This is a genomic window from Agrobacterium sp. ST15.13.015, assembly GCF_027871645.1.
In the GTDB taxonomy this organism is placed as follows: Bacteria; Pseudomonadota; Alphaproteobacteria; order Rhizobiales; family Rhizobiaceae; genus Agrobacterium; species Agrobacterium leguminum.
Map to the genome: position 1 here is coordinate 201960 of NZ_JAQAHF010000010.1, position 16585 is coordinate 218544.

Annotated in this window: 19 protein-coding genes and 1 pseudogene; 17 read left to right on the top strand and 3 right to left on the bottom strand. The window is 60.5% G+C overall.

The window, feature by feature from the left end; genetic code table 11:
* The first annotated feature begins 45 nt into the window (after positions 1-45).
* The 9 genes from PIB16_RS17265 to PIB16_RS17305 all read left to right on the top strand — a co-directional run bounded on the left by PIB16_RS17265 (position 46) and on the right by PIB16_RS17305 (position 7010).
* Positions 46-1173 carry an ABC transporter substrate-binding protein gene (locus PIB16_RS17265; RefSeq protein WP_174036137.1) on the top strand — a complete coding sequence of 376 codons (1128 nt, stop codon included), beginning with the start codon at positions 46-48 and terminating at the stop codon, positions 1171-1173.
* 132 nt (positions 1174-1305) lie between these two features.
* Positions 1306-1983, top strand: a complete 678-nt coding sequence (gene rpe, locus PIB16_RS17270; protein ID WP_003520447.1) for a ribulose-phosphate 3-epimerase — start codon at positions 1306-1308, stop codon at positions 1981-1983.
* Positions 1984-2027: 44 nt separating this feature from the next.
* Positions 2028-2555: a hypothetical protein gene (locus tag PIB16_RS17275; RefSeq protein WP_078052783.1), complete on the top strand. Its 528-nt coding sequence runs from the start codon at positions 2028-2030 to the stop codon at positions 2553-2555.
* 60 nt (positions 2556-2615) lie between these two features.
* Positions 2616-3923, top strand: coding sequence for an adenylosuccinate lyase (purB, locus tag PIB16_RS17280; RefSeq protein WP_142845083.1), 1308 nt, complete (start codon positions 2616-2618; stop codon positions 3921-3923).
* 81 nt (positions 3924-4004) lie between these two features.
* Complete coding sequence (locus PIB16_RS17285) at positions 4005-4568, top strand: alpha/beta hydrolase (protein ID WP_271046026.1); 564 nt, start codon at positions 4005-4007, stop codon at positions 4566-4568.
* Between the two features lie 203 nt (positions 4569-4771).
* Positions 4772-5536 carry a phosphoribosylaminoimidazolesuccinocarboxamide synthase gene (gene purC / locus PIB16_RS17290; RefSeq protein ID WP_003520440.1) on the top strand — a complete coding sequence of 255 codons (765 nt, stop codon included), beginning with the start codon at positions 4772-4774 and terminating at the stop codon, positions 5534-5536.
* A gap of 56 nt (positions 5537-5592) precedes the next feature.
* Positions 5593-5835, top strand: coding sequence for a phosphoribosylformylglycinamidine synthase subunit PurS (gene purS / locus PIB16_RS17295; protein ID WP_003507918.1), 243 nt, complete (start codon positions 5593-5595; stop codon positions 5833-5835).
* A 19-nt stretch (positions 5836-5854) separates the two neighbouring features.
* Positions 5855-6526, top strand: a complete 672-nt coding sequence (gene purQ / locus PIB16_RS17300) for a phosphoribosylformylglycinamidine synthase subunit PurQ (protein WP_065655203.1) — start codon at positions 5855-5857, stop codon at positions 6524-6526.
* 79 nt (positions 6527-6605) lie between these two features.
* A complete protein-coding gene (locus PIB16_RS17305) occupies positions 6606-7010 on the top strand; it encodes a hypothetical protein (RefSeq protein WP_065655218.1) in 405 nt (134 codons plus the stop codon).
* Positions 7011-7144: 134 nt separating this feature from the next.
* On the opposite strand, the gene PIB16_RS17310 is transcribed toward PIB16_RS17305, so the two are convergent.
* On the bottom strand, positions 7145-7450 hold the full coding sequence (locus PIB16_RS17310) for a DUF1127 domain-containing protein (protein WP_271046027.1): 306 nt from the start codon (positions 7448-7450) through the stop codon (positions 7145-7147).
* 93 nt (positions 7451-7543) lie between these two features.
* Here PIB16_RS17310 and PIB16_RS17315 point away from each other — a divergent pair, with 93 nt between their 5' ends.
* From PIB16_RS17315 to PIB16_RS17330, 4 genes are all read left to right on the top strand, one after another.
* Positions 7544-8962: an aminotransferase-like domain-containing protein gene (locus PIB16_RS17315; protein WP_271046028.1), complete on the top strand. Its 1419-nt coding sequence runs from the start codon at positions 7544-7546 to the stop codon at positions 8960-8962.
* A 106-nt stretch (positions 8963-9068) separates the two neighbouring features.
* Positions 9069-9659 carry an acyloxyacyl hydrolase gene (locus PIB16_RS17320; RefSeq protein WP_271046029.1) on the top strand — a complete coding sequence of 197 codons (591 nt, stop codon included), beginning with the start codon at positions 9069-9071 and terminating at the stop codon, positions 9657-9659.
* 114 nt (positions 9660-9773) lie between these two features.
* Complete coding sequence (gene purL, locus PIB16_RS17325; RefSeq protein ID WP_271046030.1) at positions 9774-12008, top strand: phosphoribosylformylglycinamidine synthase subunit PurL; 2235 nt, start codon at positions 9774-9776, stop codon at positions 12006-12008.
* A 16-nt stretch (positions 12009-12024) separates the two neighbouring features.
* Positions 12025-12258 (top strand): BolA/IbaG family iron-sulfur metabolism protein, encoded by a 234-nt coding sequence (locus tag PIB16_RS17330; protein ID WP_003507909.1) that lies wholly within the window; start codon positions 12025-12027, stop codon positions 12256-12258.
* A 141-nt stretch (positions 12259-12399) separates the two neighbouring features.
* Here the strand turns inward: PIB16_RS17330 and PIB16_RS17335 are convergent, their stop codons facing one another.
* Positions 12400-13548 (bottom strand): hypothetical protein, encoded by a 1149-nt coding sequence (locus PIB16_RS17335; protein ID WP_271046031.1) that lies wholly within the window; start codon positions 13546-13548, stop codon positions 12400-12402.
* A 211-nt stretch (positions 13549-13759) separates the two neighbouring features.
* On the opposite strand from PIB16_RS17335, the gene PIB16_RS17340 reads away from it, so the two are divergent.
* The 4 genes from PIB16_RS17340 (at position 13760) to PIB16_RS17355 (ending at position 16255) form a co-directional block, all read left to right on the top strand.
* A complete protein-coding gene (locus PIB16_RS17340) occupies positions 13760-14008 on the top strand; it encodes a hypothetical protein (protein ID WP_078052777.1) in 249 nt (82 codons plus the stop codon).
* The gene (locus PIB16_RS17345; protein WP_078052776.1) at positions 14005-14436 is read left to right on the top strand and encodes a hypothetical protein; all 432 of its coding nucleotides are present in this window, start codon (positions 14005-14007) and stop codon (positions 14434-14436) included. Before PIB16_RS17340 ends, PIB16_RS17345 begins: the two co-directional genes overlap by 4 nt.
* Before the next feature lie 137 nt (positions 14437-14573).
* Positions 14574-14909 (top strand): Grx4 family monothiol glutaredoxin, encoded by a 336-nt coding sequence (gene grxD / locus PIB16_RS17350; protein ID WP_003520429.1) that lies wholly within the window; start codon positions 14574-14576, stop codon positions 14907-14909.
* A gap of 137 nt (positions 14910-15046) precedes the next feature.
* A complete protein-coding gene (locus tag PIB16_RS17355) occupies positions 15047-16255 on the top strand; it encodes a multidrug effflux MFS transporter (RefSeq protein WP_065655211.1) in 1209 nt (402 codons plus the stop codon).
* A 167-nt stretch (positions 16256-16422) separates the two neighbouring features.
* Here the strand turns inward: PIB16_RS17355 and PIB16_RS17360 are convergent.
* Positions 16423-16585: pseudogene (locus PIB16_RS17360) on the bottom strand (IS4 family transposase); the annotation flags it as partial.

Consider the following 16585-nt stretch of genomic DNA (forward strand, 5'->3'; position numbering starts at 1 on the left):
CGGGAATGTCCGTGAAGCGCGCGTATTTTTCCTTTGGAAAACCGGTTGTTGCCGATAAACATCAAGCCGGGACAACAGGATTTCTATCACGTCATGCTTTCACTTCGCCTGCTAACGATCATCGCCGGTTTTGCCCTTGCGGGCTCAGCAAGCGCGGCATCGATTGGCATTGTTGCGCCCCAGAGCGGTCCTTACGAACTTCTGGGGCAGCAGGTACGGCAGGGTGCGAAGGCGGCGGCGGCAAAGCTCGGGCTGGATGTCGTCGAAATCCATGAAAGCTGCGAAGATGGCAGCGGCGGCGCCATTGCCGATGGCCTCGTGGCCGCCAAGGTCAGCACCGCAATCGGTTTCTTGTGCACCGAAACGCTTCAGGATGTTCTGCCACCGCTGAAAGCGGCCGCCATTCCCGCCATCACGCTTTCCAGCCGCGCGCCGATCCTGATGGAAGACGCCCTGAAATACGGTTGGCCGCTCTTTCGCCTCGCCCCGTCTGACAGGGCCGAATCGGACAGGATCGCGGAGATCATCCTGCGCGACTGGAAGGGACATTCCATCGGACTTGTGGATGACGGCACGATCTACAGCCGCGAGCTGGTCGACCGCATCCGCTCGTCGCTCGAGGAAAACGGCCTGAAGCCCACCCTTGCCGATACGATGCGTCCCAACCAGGAACAGCAGGTGGCGCTGGTGCGCCGGCTGGCGCGCACCGGCATTTCCCATGTCTTCGTCGGCGCGGAACGCAACGACGTCGCCATCATTGCCAGAGACGCGGGGTCGGAGAACATTCCCCTCACCCTCATGGGCGGCGATGCCATGAATGCGGCCAACAATCCGGTCCCCTTGGCCGCGAATGTGCTGGCGGTCACCCGCCCGGCCTATGATACCCTGCCATCGGCCCAGGCGGTTGCCGGCGAACTGCGCGGCGCCGGCATCGAGCCGGAAGGTTACGTCCTGCCGGCCTATGCGGCAGCGGAACTCACCGCCGCCCTTGCGGAAGCCACACAGGCGCAGTCGAAACCCGCGCCGGAGATACTGGCGGGCGGCACCCTTTTCAAAACCGTTCTCGGCGATCTCGGTTTCAACCCGTCGCATGACCTTTCGGACAATCCCTATCGCCTGCAGCGATGGAACGGCCAGCGCTTCGAACCGGCGGACAAGGCTGAAAGACAATAGGCGAAACCCGCGCCGCCGAAAATTCGAGGAAACGCAGCTGAAAACCGCCGGCAACCGCGCGACCGGCCGTTTCAAACCCCGATACTTGGTGTTAAAGGCAGCTTACGCAACGCGTCGAGAGGAGTTTGCCCCATGTCCCTGCCCATCCGCATAGCCCCGTCCATTCTGGCTGCCGATTTCGCCAAGCTCGGACAGGAAGTCGCCGATGTCACGGAAGCGGGCGCGGACTGGATTCATCTCGATGTGATGGATGGCCATTTCGTCCCCAACATCTCCTTCGGGCCGGATGTCATCAAGGCGCTGCGGCCGCACAGCATGGCCTTCTTCGATTGCCATCTGATGATCGCACCCGTCGATCCCTATCTCGAAGCCTTCGCCAAGGCGGGCTGTGACAGCATCACCGTGCATGCCGAAGCCGGGCCTCACCTGCACCGCTCACTGCAGACGATCCGCGGGCTCGGTAGAAAGGCCGGCGTGACGCTCAACCCCGCAACACCGCTTTCGGTCATCGAAAACGTGCTTGATGATGTCGATCTCGTCCTGATCATGAGCGTCAATCCCGGTTTTGGCGGGCAGAAGTTCATTCCGGCCATGCTGGACAAGATCCGCGCGGCAAAGGCCATGATCGGCGATCGGCCGATCGAACTCGAAGTGGATGGCGGCGTGACGGCGGAAACCGCAGGCGCGATCGTTGCCGCCGGTGCAAATGCGCTGGTGGCCGGCTCGGCCATCTTCAAGGGCGACGGCGTCGCCGACTACCGCAAGACGGTCGCGCAACTGCGCCACGCAGCGGAAGCCGCGCGGACATAACCGCCGCCGCCGAAGGGCGCACGGCAAGGCGTTGGGGGATCGGCATGGAAAGCGACAGGCGGGGTTTCCGTGACACGGCTTCGGCAGCGCTGTTTCCGCTGCTCGGCGCGCTTGTCTGGGCCGTCTGTTCCAGCGCCGCCGCCGCTATCGGCCTCTATGTCAGGAACCGGCTGGAAACCGACCATGCCGCCGACATCATCATGCTTTTCTTCGCGGGCGGCCTCTTCGGCTGGCTGCTGGCCATGGCGGCGCTGCACCTTCTCCCTGCTTCAGCCGCCCTGCCGCTGCGTTTCGTGGCGGCCTGTCTTGCCATCGCTTTTTTCACGCTGGCAGTTGCGGCGGCGTTTTTCGCTTTCGAATACCGTATTTTTTATGCGCAATGGCACGCGCCGGCATTCTCCCGCATCTGGTTTTTCCAGCAGCTCTTCACATCGCTCGGCGCGATTTACCAGTTCTGCATTCTCGGCCCTGGCTTATATTTTCCCTTTGCCATCGTTCCGCTCCTGCCTGCGGGCGCGATCCTCTGCCGACGTGCGCAACGAGCAACAGAGGCATGTAGCTTGATAGATTGAGATTACCGGAACACTTTGCTAAACGGGCAGCAAAATTCCTCCACAAAGAAAGTCATTGCCATGATCCCTCGTTATTCCCGGCCGGAAATGGTCGCCATCTGGTCGCCGGAAACAAAGTTCCGCATCTGGTTCGAGATCGAGGCATATGCCTGTGACGCACTTGCCGAACTCGGCGTTATCCCGAAGTCCGCTGCCCAGACCATCTGGGAAAAGGGCGGCAGCGCCACCTTCGACGTCGCCCGCATCGATGAGATCGAAGCCGTCACCAAGCATGACGTCATCGCCTTCCTCACCCATCTTGCCGAATTTGTCGGCCCCGACAGCCGTTTCGTGCATCAGGGCATGACCTCGTCGGACGTGCTCGACACCACGCTCAACATCCAGCTCGTACGCGCCGCCGATCTGCTGCTCGCCGATATGGACCGGGTGCTGGCGGCGCTGAAGACCCGCGCCTTCGAACACAAGAACACGGTGCGCATCGGCCGCAGCCACGGCATCCATGCCGAGCCGACCACCATGGGCCTGACCTTTGCCCGCTTCTATGCCGAGATGTACCGCAACCGTGAGCGCCTCGTTAATGCCCGTGCGGAAATCGCCACGGGTGCGATCTCCGGCGCCGTCGGCACCTTCGCCAATATCGACCCGCGCGTCGAAGAACATGTCTGTGCCAAGCTCGGCCTAATTCCCGAGCCGGTCTCCACGCAGGTCATCCCGCGTGACCGCCACGCCATGTTCTTCGCAACCCTCGGCGTCATCGCTTCGTCGATTGAAAACGTCGCCATCGAAATCCGCCACATGCAGCGCACCGAGGTTCTGGAAGCGGAAGAGTTCTTCTCTCCCGGCCAGAAGGGCTCGTCCGCCATGCCGCACAAGCGCAACCCGGTTCTGACCGAAAACCTGACCGGCCTTGCCCGTCTGGTGCGCATGTCGGTCGTTCCGGCCATGGAAAACGTGGCTCTGTGGCACGAGCGCGATATCAGCCACTCCTCCGTCGAACGCGCCATCGGCCCCGACACCACTGTCACGCTGGATTTCGCGCTGAACCGCCTGGCCGGCGTCATCGAAAAGCTGGTGATCTATCCGGACAACATGCTGAAGAACATGAACAAGTTCCGCGGCCTCGTGCATTCGCAGCGCGTTCTCCTGGCGCTGACGCAGGCCGGCGTATCGCGCGAAGACGCTTACCGTCTGGTACAGCGCAACGCCATGAAGGTCTGGGAACAGGGCGCCGATTTCCTTGAGGAGCTGCTGGGTGACGAGGAAGTGCGCGCCGCACTTCCCGAAGAGGTGATCCGCGAAAAGTTCGACCTCGGCTACCACACCAAGCATGTCGACACGATCTTCACCCGCGTCTTCGGCAACGCCTGAGACTTGAGCTGAGTTTGAGACCTTGAAGTTAATGCCGCCGCGACCTTGATCGCGGCGGCATCGCAACACAGATATGGGCGCATGAAAGTTTCAGAAGCAGATATCCTGATCGTCCCCGGTTATACCAATTCCGGCCCCGACCACTGGCAGAGCCGCTGGGAGCGCAAGCTTTCCACCGCCCGCCGCGTCGAGCAGGCCGAATGGTCCAAACCCGTGAAGGAAGACTGGGTCGCCCGGCTGGTGGAAGAGGTCAATGCCTCCACCAGACCCATCGTCCTCGTCGCCCATTCGCTTGGTGTGCCGACCGTCATCCATGCCCTACCGGAAATCGGCAGGAAAGTGTTCGGCGCGCTGCTCGTCGCGCCGCCCGATGTCGCCAATCCCGATATCCGGCCGAAGCACCTGATGACGTTCGGGCCTTACCCGCGCGATCCGCTGCCTTTCCCGGCGATCACCATCGCCAGCCGCAACGATCCTTTCGGCTCTTATGAACATGCCGATGACATTGCCGCCGCCTGGGGCTCGCTTTTGATCGACGCCGGCATGTCCGGCCATATCAACACCGAGTCCGGCCATGGTCCGTGGCCGGAAGGCGGTATGGTCTTCGCGCAGTTTTTGAGCCGCCTGAAGGCTGTCGAGCCCTGACGGCGCCGGCCCTGCGGACCGCCTCCCCTTCGATCAGCCCCGGAAGCCTCATTTCAGGGCGCAGCGGTTTCCCCGGCCTGTCACAAGAATTGAAGGGAAATATGCGAGCCGCATTGTAGAATGCACTCTTTTCCTTTATGGGACCGCTTCAAAGACCAAACGCAACGCCACCAGAATCGGCGTCAACCAAGAGACCTGCAATTATGAACCGTCGCCGCCGTATTTACGAAGGCAAGGCCAAGATCCTCTACGAGGGTCCGGAGCCAGGCACGCTTATCCAGTTCTTCAAGGACGATGCGACCGCCTTCAACAAGAAGAAGCATGAAGTCATTGACGGCAAGGGCGTGCTGAACAACCGTATCTGCGAATACGTCTTCACGCATCTGAACAAGATCGGCATTCCCACGCACTTCATCCGCCGCCTCAACATGCGCGAGCAGTTGATCAAGGAAGTGGAGATGATCCCGCTCGAAGTCGTCGTGCGCAATGTCGCTGCCGGCTCGCTGTCGAAGCGCCTCGGCATCGAAGAAGGCGTGGTTCTGCCGCGCTCCATCATCGAATTCTATTACAAGTCGGATGAGCTGGAAGACCCGATGGTCTCCGAAGAGCACATCACGGCTTTTGGCTGGGCCAATCCGGCCGAGCTTGACGACATCATGGCGCTCGCCATCCGCGTCAACGACTTCCTGTCCGGCCTGTTTCTCGGTGTCGGCATCCAGCTCGTCGATTTCAAGATCGAATGCGGCCGCCTTTTCGAAGGGGACATGATGCGCATCATCCTCGCCGACGAGATTTCGCCCGATAGCTGCCGCCTGTGGGACATCGAAACCCAGAAAAAGATGGACAAGGACCTGTTCCGCCGCGACATGGGCGGGCTTCTCGAAGCCTATTCCGAAGTCGCGCGCCGTCTCGGCATCATCAATGAAAACGAACCGATCCGCGGCACCGGCCCTGTCCTCGTGAAGTAATATCGGCCTCGTGAAATAATATCGACACCGCAAGGGTAAAATCAGGAGAAGATCAGGTGATCAAGGCACGGGTGACTGTTACGCTGAAGAACGGCGTTCTCGATCCGCAGGGCAAGGCAATCGAAGGCGCGCTCGGCAGCCTCGGTTTCGGTGGCGTTGGCCATGTCCGTCAGGGCAAGGTCTTCGACCTGGAGCTGGAAGGCGCCGACAAGGCCAAGGCCGAGACCGACCTGAAGGCAATGTGCGAAAAGCTGCTGGCCAACACGGTCATCGAAAACTACGCCATCGCCATCCTCTAAAGCCGCAGGAGCCGCTCCGATGAAATCCGCTGTCGTCCAACTTCCCGGCCTCAACCGCGACCGCGACATGATCGCGGCGCTGACGAAAATCTCCGGAAGCGCGCCCGTCACCATTTGGCAGACGGAAACGGATATTCCCGACGTCGACCTGATCGTCATCCCGGGCGGCTTCTCCTATGGTGACTATCTGCGTTGCGGCGCCATCGCCGCCCGCATGCCGGTCATGCAGGCCATTCGTGAAAAGGCCGAAAAGGGCGTCAAGGTTCTCGGCGTCTGCAACGGCTTCCAGATTTTGGTCGAGGCGGGCATGCTGCCGGGCGCGCTGATGCGCAACGCCTCGCTGAAATTCGTCTGCCGCGAAGTGAAGCTCGAAGTCGCCAATAACGACACGGACTTCACCCGCGCTTACGACAAGGGCCAGATCCTGCGCTGCCCCGTCGCCCATCACGACGGCAACTACTTCCTTGATGCGGATGAGCTGAAGTCGGTTGAAGGCAACGGCCAGGTGGTGTTCCGTTATGCCGAGGGCACCAATCCCAACGGCTCGCTGAACGACATTGCAGGCGTCATCAACACCAAGGGCAACGTTCTCGGCATGATGCCACACCCGGAAAACCTGATCGAAGCCGCCCATGGCGGCAATGACGGCCGCGGCCTCTTCGCTTCGGCGCTTGGCGTCATCGCAGCCTGATAGACCAAGGCGGGTTTCAAGCCCGCCTTTTTTGATGCCGGCTTCCGGCTATGTTTCGGCTTTTCTTCTGGATGACCTGATGCCCCGCATTCTTCGATACGATGCCTATAAAGCCACCGGACTGATCCTCGCTGCCGCCGCACTCGCGGCCTGCCAGCCGAAACCGCAGCCTTCCTCCTCCGTCTCCCGCGCGGCCCTGCCGACCATGGAACGGATCGCGCTTGGCGCGAATGCCTGCTGGTTCAAATCGGGCGACGCGGCGTTCAAGGCCTATCGCCTGGCGCCGGAACTCAACTCCTTCTCCGGCCGTCCGCGCATCCTGCTCGTGCCGCGCAACAGCCCGGAATCGCGCCCCATGCTGGTGGTACAGGCAGAAGGCAACCCGGCAAAGCTCGATGCTTTCGGCCCCGTGATGAACGAAGCCCTTTCCGGCCGCATCGCAACCGACGTCAAGCGCTGGGCGAACGGCGGCAAAGGCTGCTGATCCACAGGCACCGGCACCCCGTGAGAACGCGGTCGGCATAAAAAAACCCGCCAGCGCCGGTTGGGATTGGCGTGGCGGGTTGCCGAATGGCTGCTTGGCGCCGGGGAAAGAAGGCGCCGCTCTCCGACAAAAAATCAAAGGGGCCGCGGCGGCCAGGAGAAGAGCCGGGATTTTGCCGCCTCCCTCAAGGCTTCATCCCGCGTAACGCCGATATCGTCTAGCAGATCGTCCGAAAGCTCCCGCAGGGCGAAGCGCCCCTGACGTTTCCGCTGCCATGAGGATATGCCCGCAATCAGGCCACCAATAAGCGTGCGGGCGATCTTGGCCGGAAAGGGCGCCGGTGCGACCATGTCGCCGGCATCGCGGAACACGCGTTCCCGTTCGTAGCCATCAGGATAGAGTGTATCCGCTGTCGAAAGGTATTGATCCATCTTGCGCATATTGCACCTATTGTCTCCGTGCGTTTAGCCTCATTCAATGCAGACAATAAATACAATTGACTTGAGGATAGATACAATGCATAAATTGTCACCATGACAAATTGGCTTCCCGACATTACCGAGGGCGATGGCCCGATTTACCTGCGCCTCGCCGACAGTATCGAAGGCGCGATTTCCGACGGCACCCTGCCGGCCGGCTCGAAACTGCCGCCGCAGCGCAATCTTGCTTACGATCTCGGTGTGACAATCGGCACAATCAGCCGGGCCTATGCGCTGATCCATGAGCGCGGCCTCGTCAGCGGTGAGGTCGGGCGCGGCACCTATGTCAATGAGCGCAAGACCCCTGCCCCGTCATTGCCCATGGAGCCGGCAACGGCCGCCTTCGGCAGCACGCGCCACGCCGTCGATACCAGCGCCGAATTCCGGTTGAACACCACTGCTGCGCCGGATGTCGGCCAGAGCGTGCTGATCGCCAGACACATCGAGGCGGTAACCAGAGAGCATCCCCAGGACATTACCAATTATGCCCGCTCTTTTCCCGACAACTGGTGCATGGCGGGCGTTCGCTGGCTTTCCCAGAATGGCTGGTCGCCGAAGCCGGAAAACATCGTTTCGACGCTTGGCGCCCATGCGGCGGTGATGAGCGTGATGTCGGCGATGACCGCGCCGGGCGACCGCATCGTCTTCGAACCCGTCACCTATTCCCACATCAGCCGCAGCGCCGCCCTTGCCGGCCGGCGGGTGACGCTGGTGGAGGCGGATGAGAACGGCATTGTCCCGGATGATTTCGAACGCGTCTGCGCCCAGCAGCACCCCAAGATGATCTTCCTGATGTCGGCCGGCCAGAACCCGACCTGCGCGACCCTGCCGGAAGAGCGCCGCCGCGCGATTGCCGATATCGCCCGTCGTTACGGCGTGTGGATCGTCGAGGACAATCTTTATGGCGCGATGACGCGCGATGCGATCCCGCTGATCGCAGAATTTGCGCCCGACATTACCTTCGTCGTCGGCGGCCTGTCGAAATCCGTCGCCGCCGGCGTGCGCGGCGGCTGGGTCGCCTGCCCCGCGCAATATTCCTCGCGCATCCGTATTTCCCACTCGATGATGACGGGCGGCCTGCCCTTCATGCTGGCCGAACTGAATGCGCGCCTCGTCAATAGTGGCGACGCCGACGACATTCGCAAGGATTGTATCGCCGAGATCAATCAGCGGGAGGCGATTGCCCGGCGGGCCTTCGCCGGACTGGATTTCAATTCGCTGCCCGATATCGCCTTCCTGTGGCTGAGACTGCCCGAACCCTGGCTTTCCGGCACGTTCCGAAACGCGGCGATGAAAGAAGGCGTGCTGATCGATGACGAGGATGAGTTCAAGGCCGGCCGCACCGACAAGGTTTTCCATCGGGTGCGCGTCAGCCTTTCCGGTCCATCGAACCAGCAAGAATTGACCCATGCCCTCGGCATCCTGCGCCACCTGCTCGACAACGGCTCCGCCGGTTACGAAAGCGTTGCCTAGAGAACGGAGAGTCTTTCCTGCAACACCCGGCCTAATTCAGTAACTTATCATTTACCACGCCGACAAACCTGCCATCCTTTCCGCATTCGAGGTGGGGAATGATTCGATGGCAGCATTCGGTTCCACATGTATGAGGGCGTGTTTCACGCTGGCAATCCTTCTCGCGGCATGTGTCTTCATCGGCATCACGCCCGCCACTGCTGCGGAAGGCACCGTCTTCGACGAATTGCGCTTCGGCGCAACCACCTCAATCTCCAATCGCGACAATGGCGGCGAGGATGGCATCTTCCCGGCCTTCACCGCCTATTTTGATCCCTTCGCCAGTGCATCTGCGGTAACGCTCGGCCAAAAGCTCTCCCGCCCGCGGCTGCATATCGGTGGCGAGATCGGCACTGAGGGCTCGGCGAATACCATTTACGGCGGTGTCAACTGGACCTTCGATCTCAACCCGAAGATCTTTCTCGATTTCGGTTTTGGCGGCCTCTGGCACGATGGCAAGCTGAGAAACAGTGCCGGCGAAACCGGTGCGGAATTCGGCTGCCGGGTGCTTTTCCACGAATATGCGGCGATCGGCTATCGTTTCGATAATAACTGGAATATTTCGACCCAGATCGAGCATGCATCACACGCCAATCTGTGCGACGGCCCGAATGACGGGCTCACGCGGGTAGGCCTTATGGTCGGCTACAGGTTCTGAAGAAGCCAAGAAAGCAGCGTTTTGCGGGTAAAACCGCGCATTTTCCTGTCGCACCATCGAGCCTCTTGCGCTAAAGAACCGGAAACTTTCCTCGGCTCGAACCGCGTGAGACCTATGTCTATCTCAAACTCCATCAAGATCACCCCGGAACTCGTTGCATCCCACGGGCTGAAGCCCGACGAATACCAGCGTATCCTCGACCTGATCGGACGGGAGCCGAGCTTTACCGAGCTTGGCATCTTCTCGGCCATGTGGAACGAGCACTGCTCCTACAAGTCCTCCAAGAAGTGGCTGAAGACGCTGCCGACCAAGGGTCCGCGCGTCATTCAGGGCCCCGGCGAGAACGCCGGCGTGGTCGATATCGACGATGGCGACTGCGTCGTCTTCAAGATGGAGAGCCACAACCACCCGTCCTATATCGAGCCCTATCAGGGCGCGGCAACCGGCGTCGGCGGCATCCTGCGCGACGTCTTCACCATGGGCGCCCGCCCGATCGCCGCCATGAACGCGCTCCGCTTCGGCGCGCCTGACCACCCGAAGACCCGCCACCTCGTGGCCGGCGTCGTCGCCGGTGTCGGCGGTTACGGCAATTCCTTCGGCGTGCCGACCGTCGGCGGCGAAGTGGAATTCGATCCGCGTTATAACGGCAACATCCTCGTCAACGCCTTTGCAGCCGGTCTCGCCAAGTCCAATGCAATCTTCCTTTCGGAAGCCAAGGGCGTCGGCCTGCCGGTCGTTTATCTCGGTGCAAAGACCGGCCGTGATGGCGTCGGCGGCGCAACCATGGCATCTGCCGAATTCGACGAATCCATCGAAGAAAAGCGCCCGACCGTTCAGGTTGGCGACCCCTTCACCGAAAAGTGCCTGCTGGAAGCCTGCCTCGAGCTGATGAAAACCGGCGCCGTCATCGCAATTCAGGACATGGGTGCCGCCGGCCTCACCTGCTCCGCCGTCGAAATGGGCGCCAAGGGCGACCTCGGCATCGAACTCGACTTGAACGCCGTACCGGTGCGCGAAGAGCGCATGACGGCTTATGAAATGATGCTGTCGGAAAGCCAGGAGCGCATGCTCATGGTTCTCGAGCCTTCCAAGGAAGAAGTCGCCAAGGCGATCTTCGTCAAGTGGGGTCTGGACTTCGCCATCGTCGGCAAGACCACCGACGACCTGCGCTTCCGCGTGCTGCACAATGGCGAGGAAGTCGCCAACCTGCCGATCAAGGAACTGGGCGATCAGGCCCCGGAATATGACCGCCCTTGGACGCCTGCCAAGGTGCCTGCGCCGCTTTCGGAAAACGACGTCCCCGCCGCCGATATCGCCGATGCGCTGATATCGCTGGTCGGTTCCGCCAACAATTCCTCGCGCCGCTGGGTTTACGAGCAGTATGACACGCTGATCCAGGGCAATTCGCTGCAGCTGCCGGGCGGCGATGCCGGCGTGGTTCGTGTCGAAGGCCATGACAAGAAGGCGCTCGCCTTCTCCTCCGACGTCACACCGCGTTATGTCGAGGCCGATCCCTTCGAAGGCGGCAAGCAGGCCGTGGCCGAATGCTGGCGCAACATCACCGCAACCGGCGCTTTGCCGCTTGCGGCCACCGACAACCTCAATTTCGGCAATCCGGAAAAGCCCGAGATCATGAGCCAGCTGGTCCATGCCATCAAGGGCATCGGCGAAGCCTGCCGTGTGCTGGAGTTCCCGATCGTTTCCGGCAACGTCTCGCTCTATAACGAGACCAACGGTCAGGCGATCCTGCCCACGCCCACCATCGGCGGCGTCGGCCTGCTGAAGGACTGGGGCCGCATGGCGCGCATCCGTTTCGCAGCCGCTGACGAAGTGGTGCTGCTCGTCGGCGCACCTGTTGGCCTCGGCACACACATCGCCCAGTCGGTTTACATGCGTGACATTCATGGCCGAACCGATGGCCCGGCGCCGCATGTCGATCTCGCCGCCGAAAAGAAGAACGGCGATTTCGTCCGCAGCCTCATCACCGACGGCCTTGCCACCGCCGTTCACGATTGCTCCTCGGGCGGTCTGGCGCTCGCGGTTGCCGAAATGGCGATTTCGTCGGGCATCGGCGCGACCATCGACGCGGTCGAAGGCCACAACCCGGTCCTCACCTTCTACGGCGAAGATCAGGGCCGTTACGTTCTGACGGTCAAAAAGGCCGATCTCGACGAGGTGCAGACAGCGGCGAAGGCGGCGGGCGTTTCCTGCCCGGTCATCGGCGTTACCGGCGGTTCCACCGTAAAGCTGGGCACGGCGCGGGCTGTCGAGATTAAAGAATTGCACTTGGCCTATGAATCGTGGTTCCCTCAATTCATGGACGGCGAAACTTTGCTCGCCGCAGAATGAATTAAGGAGAAACACCATGCCCATGAAACCCGGCGACATTGAAGACATGATTAAGGCGGGAATTCCCGGGGCAAAGGTCACGATCCGCGATCTGGCCGGTGATGGCGATCATTACGCGGCGGAAGTCGTTGCGGAAGCATTCAAGGGCAAGACCCGCGTGCAGCAGCACCAAATGGTCTATGACGCGCTGAAGGGCAATATGGGCGGCGTTCTGCATGCTCTTGCCCTGCAGACCTCGGCTCCCGAATGATAACGCCCGTGAAAGCGGTTCCGGCAACAGACCGTCTCTGTCCCGCCTGCGGCAGAGCGTGAAACCTGCGGAATAAATCAAGGCCCGCGTGATACTCTCACGCGGGCCTTTTTCATGTCCGGCCGAATGGGTCGTCGCCGCTTACAAAACGGGTGGCGTCTGCGAATCCAGAGCGGCGAAGGAGGCGGCAGGCAAAGGTCCTGCCGTCAGCAGGGTAAAATCGTAACCGGATCTGCGGTCCGGCCCCAGAACATATTGCCGATGCATGCGCAGGAAGTTGCGCTTGTTCTTCTTATAACGGTCCGGCGAGAGCGAATGCTTGAAACGGATCGGCACGATCTTCGGCTGCGGCGCATCCCTGTGACCGGTCAGGGCCACGGTATTGCATCGGTAGAGATGAATAGGATCGGTCAGGCACTGGATATCGAACCATGTCACCTCTGGGTGACGAGCAATCGTGCCGACGCTTTGGCGAAGCCGGTCGGCGCTCGACAGGAACGCACATTGCAGCGCCGCCCCGCCCAAGGTCGCAAAGGACAGTTTCCGGCCATCCAGCGCATTCGGCTTCAGCTCCAGCACGCGGCCGATCACGGCAAGCGCAAGGCTGGCACCCATGCTGTGGGAAACCACCAGAACCTCGTCCGAGGGCTGCTCCATCGCCGTCAGAACAAGTGCCGCCCTCTCCTCGATCCAGTCGCGGGCAATCGGCTCATCGCGGCCGACTGCGAGCGCGAACCGCCAGTCCGCATAAAGATGCAGGGTGTGAAACCGCTCTGCAAACGGCAGGAAAGCCTTCACGAAAAACAGGGCGGCGACGGGAAAGCTGATCGCCAAGAGCCAGAGAGGTAAGGCGAAAATTAAGGGCAACAGGGCAATAGCCGCCGCAAGCGCACCGCCGACAAGCATCAGCAGGAACGGAAAGATGAAGAACAGGCCAAAACGCCAGGCGTGGCGGAAGTAACGCGCCGCGCCGCCTTCGGCGATGATGCCGGCTCCGGCCTTGAAACCGAGCCAGATCTGCCGCCAGACGGGCTCATCGCGCAATTGCGATATCACCGCATTATGGTCGTAAACAAAAATGTCGGAGCGCGTCCGCCAGTCGCCCGCCGAGGCCTCAACCGTGAATGTTTCGCGCCCGGGCGCATTCTCCAGCGGCCCCACGGCATAATCGACATCCCATGTCTTGCCGGAGAGCGCCGCCGCCCGCTGGTAACGCAGATGATGGGCGGCCGCATCGAGCGGATCGAAACCGGGGAAATAAAGAACAAGTCGTGACTTGACGGCTGGCATGCATGAACCTTCGGCCGGAGCATTTCCAGTAAAAGCGCAATCGCTTTTACGTTAAGACAATGCGTAAAAACAAAGAGATAGTGCGCTTTTGCGTTTCGGAGAAAAGCAAAACCGCGCTAGAGACACCCGAAAGGATCGCTTGATACAGCGGGCGATGCACGTATAGTAAAAATCGCGACGGAAATGTGATTTATTTATCGGTGAGGGAAATTTGTCTGGCATCGTCGATCAAGTACTCAACGGCGTCGTCAAGGGCGCGCTGTCTGAAATCCTCACCAAGACCGGCATCCGCAAGACTCGCCGCGCGCGCCGGACGAAAAGCACCGGCTCGCTTGCCGGCGGCATCGTCGGCTCGGTTCTGGAAGCCGCGATCAACGCCGCCATCAAACCCAAGCCGGCCAAGAAGCAGGTGAGCAAAAGGCGCACCGCCGCCGCCCGCAGCAGACAACGATATCGATGATGTATCGCCTCCCCCTGCTTCCCGCCGTTTTACTACTGGCGATTTCGGGGCCGTTACAAGGTGCCGCAGAGGTTAAGAGCAGCAAAGAGATCAAGATCGGCTTCGTCGTGGAGCTTGATGGTGCTGATCGGATATCCGGTACAGCCTTCTGCAGAACTGGCAACACCTGCCGCCTGGTGGACCAGAAAAGTCCAAAATTAATTCTCGATATTGAAGTGAACAGTTTCTATAGCGAAATGGAGATTGACTGTGAGGACGATTGCTCGCTGCCGGGCGGCATGCGCGCCATAACGTTCGACAACGCTCGCGAATTCCATATTTCGGAAGGCGAAACAGGTGTATTGATACAATCAGTCTTCAGACGGTGGGAGCGGATAGGAAAAATCGTTCTCGACTTTTCTTACCCGAAGAGAACGACACGCTGGTAGCCCGAGCTTCGAGCTGCAATCAGCGATGCCACACCCGCAGTTTTTTACGCTTTCCGGGTGGAAATCGCGCCGCGACATGTTATTTAGAGGCTAACAGAAAGCAGCGGCCTTGAACCGCATGTGAAAGGAATAAGCCTATGAGCGGCATTCACGACATGATCGACAGCGAAGTGAAGAGCAACGACATCGTTCTTTTCATGAAGGGCACTCCGCAATTTCCGCAGTGCGGTTTTTCCGGCCAGGTGGTACAGATCCTCGATTATCTCGGCGTCGACTACAAGGGCATCAACGTGCTTGCCGATGCAGATATCCGTCAGGGCATCAAGGACTACTCCAACTGGCCGACCATCCCGCAGCTCTACGTCAAGGGCGAATTCGTCGGCGGCTGTGACATCGTAAGAGAGATGTTCCAGTCCGGCGAACTTCAAAACCACTTCCAAGAACAGGGTATCAGCGTCCGCGGCGCGGCCTGATTTCGGCCGGTTCATCCGGCCCACCCTGATTGTCAGAAATTTATGCCAGGCGTTGCTTCATGCAACGCCTTTGCCGTTCTTTTTGGGGCAATCCTGTGACAAATCTTTCACAATCCACCGCTTCGCGCGCAGGCTCGATGGGGCGCACGGAATTCATCGCGCTTGCCGCGATGCTGATGGCGCTGAACGCGCTTGCCATCGACATCATGCTGCCCGGTCTTCAGGAAATCGGCGCCTCGCTCGGCGTCGAAAACGAAAACCACCGCCAATATGTGATTTCCGCCTATCTTCTCGGCTTCGGCATCGCCCAGCTTCTGTACGGACCGATTTCGGACCGTTTCGGACGCCGCAAGCCGATGTTCGTCGGGCTCGCCATCTACATCGTTTCAGCCATAGCCGTGGTCTTCGTACCGTCCTTCTCCGGGCTTCTGATGCTGCGTTTCATTCAGGGCATCGGTTCGGCGGCCACGCGTGTCATCACGGTCTCCATCGTGCGTGATATCTATGGCGGACGGCAGATGGCGGAAGTCATGTCGCTGATCATGATGGTCTTCATGGTCGTGCCGGTCATTGCGCCCGGCACCGGCCAGATCGTGCTGTTTTTCGGTGACTGGCACCTGATCTTCGCTTTCATGGCGGCCATTGCCGCCGTGGTGACGGCCTGGATGTATTTTCGCCTGCCGGAAACCCTGCATCCGGACGATATCCGCCCCCTGACCGCAAGCTCCATCCTCGGCGGTTTCAAGATCGTGCTCACCAACCGTATCGCGCTCTGTTATACGCTCTCCAGCACCTTCATCTTCGGGGCGCTGTTCGGCTTCATCAACTCGGTCGAACAGGTCTATAAGGGCATTTACGGGCTCGGCGCATGGTTTGCGGCGGCCTTTGCGGGCGTGGCGCTGTTCATGGCCTTCTCGTCCTTCGTCAATGCAAGGCTGGTCGGCCGGTTCGGCATGCGCAAGCTGTCGCACGGCTCGCTGCTCGGCTTCATCGCCATCACCTTCGTCTGGCTGCTGGTGCAGGTGCTGGGGCCGGAACCGATGCCCTTTGCCATCTTCATCGTGTTCTTTGCGCTCGCCATGTTCCAGTTCGGCTGGATCGGCTCGAACTTCAACTCGCTGGCGATGGAACCGCTCGGCCACGTCGCCGGCACCGCATCGTCCGTCATGGGCTTCATGGGGACCGTCGGCGGCTCGCTGATCGGCGCGGCCATCGGCCAGTCTTTCGACGGCACGGCGCTGCCCATGGTGGCGGGCTTCTTCGCCGTCTCCATCGTCGGCCTCATCTTCGTGCTGATCGGCGAAAAGGGCGTGCTGTTTCAGGCGCATAACAAGCCGACCCGCTGAGGGGCGATAGACAAATGAAAGGGCGCGGAATTCTGTTCCGCGCCCTTAATGTTATGACAAGTCTGCTTTCACACTTAACGTCATCCTTGGGCTTGTCCCAATGATCTAATCACGTCTCATAAATCGAGACGTTGCAGATGCTCGGGACAGGCCCACTGCTGTCCGGTTTAAATTTGTGGCCATTGGAAGGCCATCTGGTTTTGGTTTCTGGGTTTGTCCGGTGGCGGGTCGAGAAGCCGATCGGTGCGTCGCCGGTGCATGAGGTTTGCGCGTACCAGCCTGGCGAAGGCGAGTGGGCTTGGCACGGTCTTCTGGTCAGCCTGCGCCAAT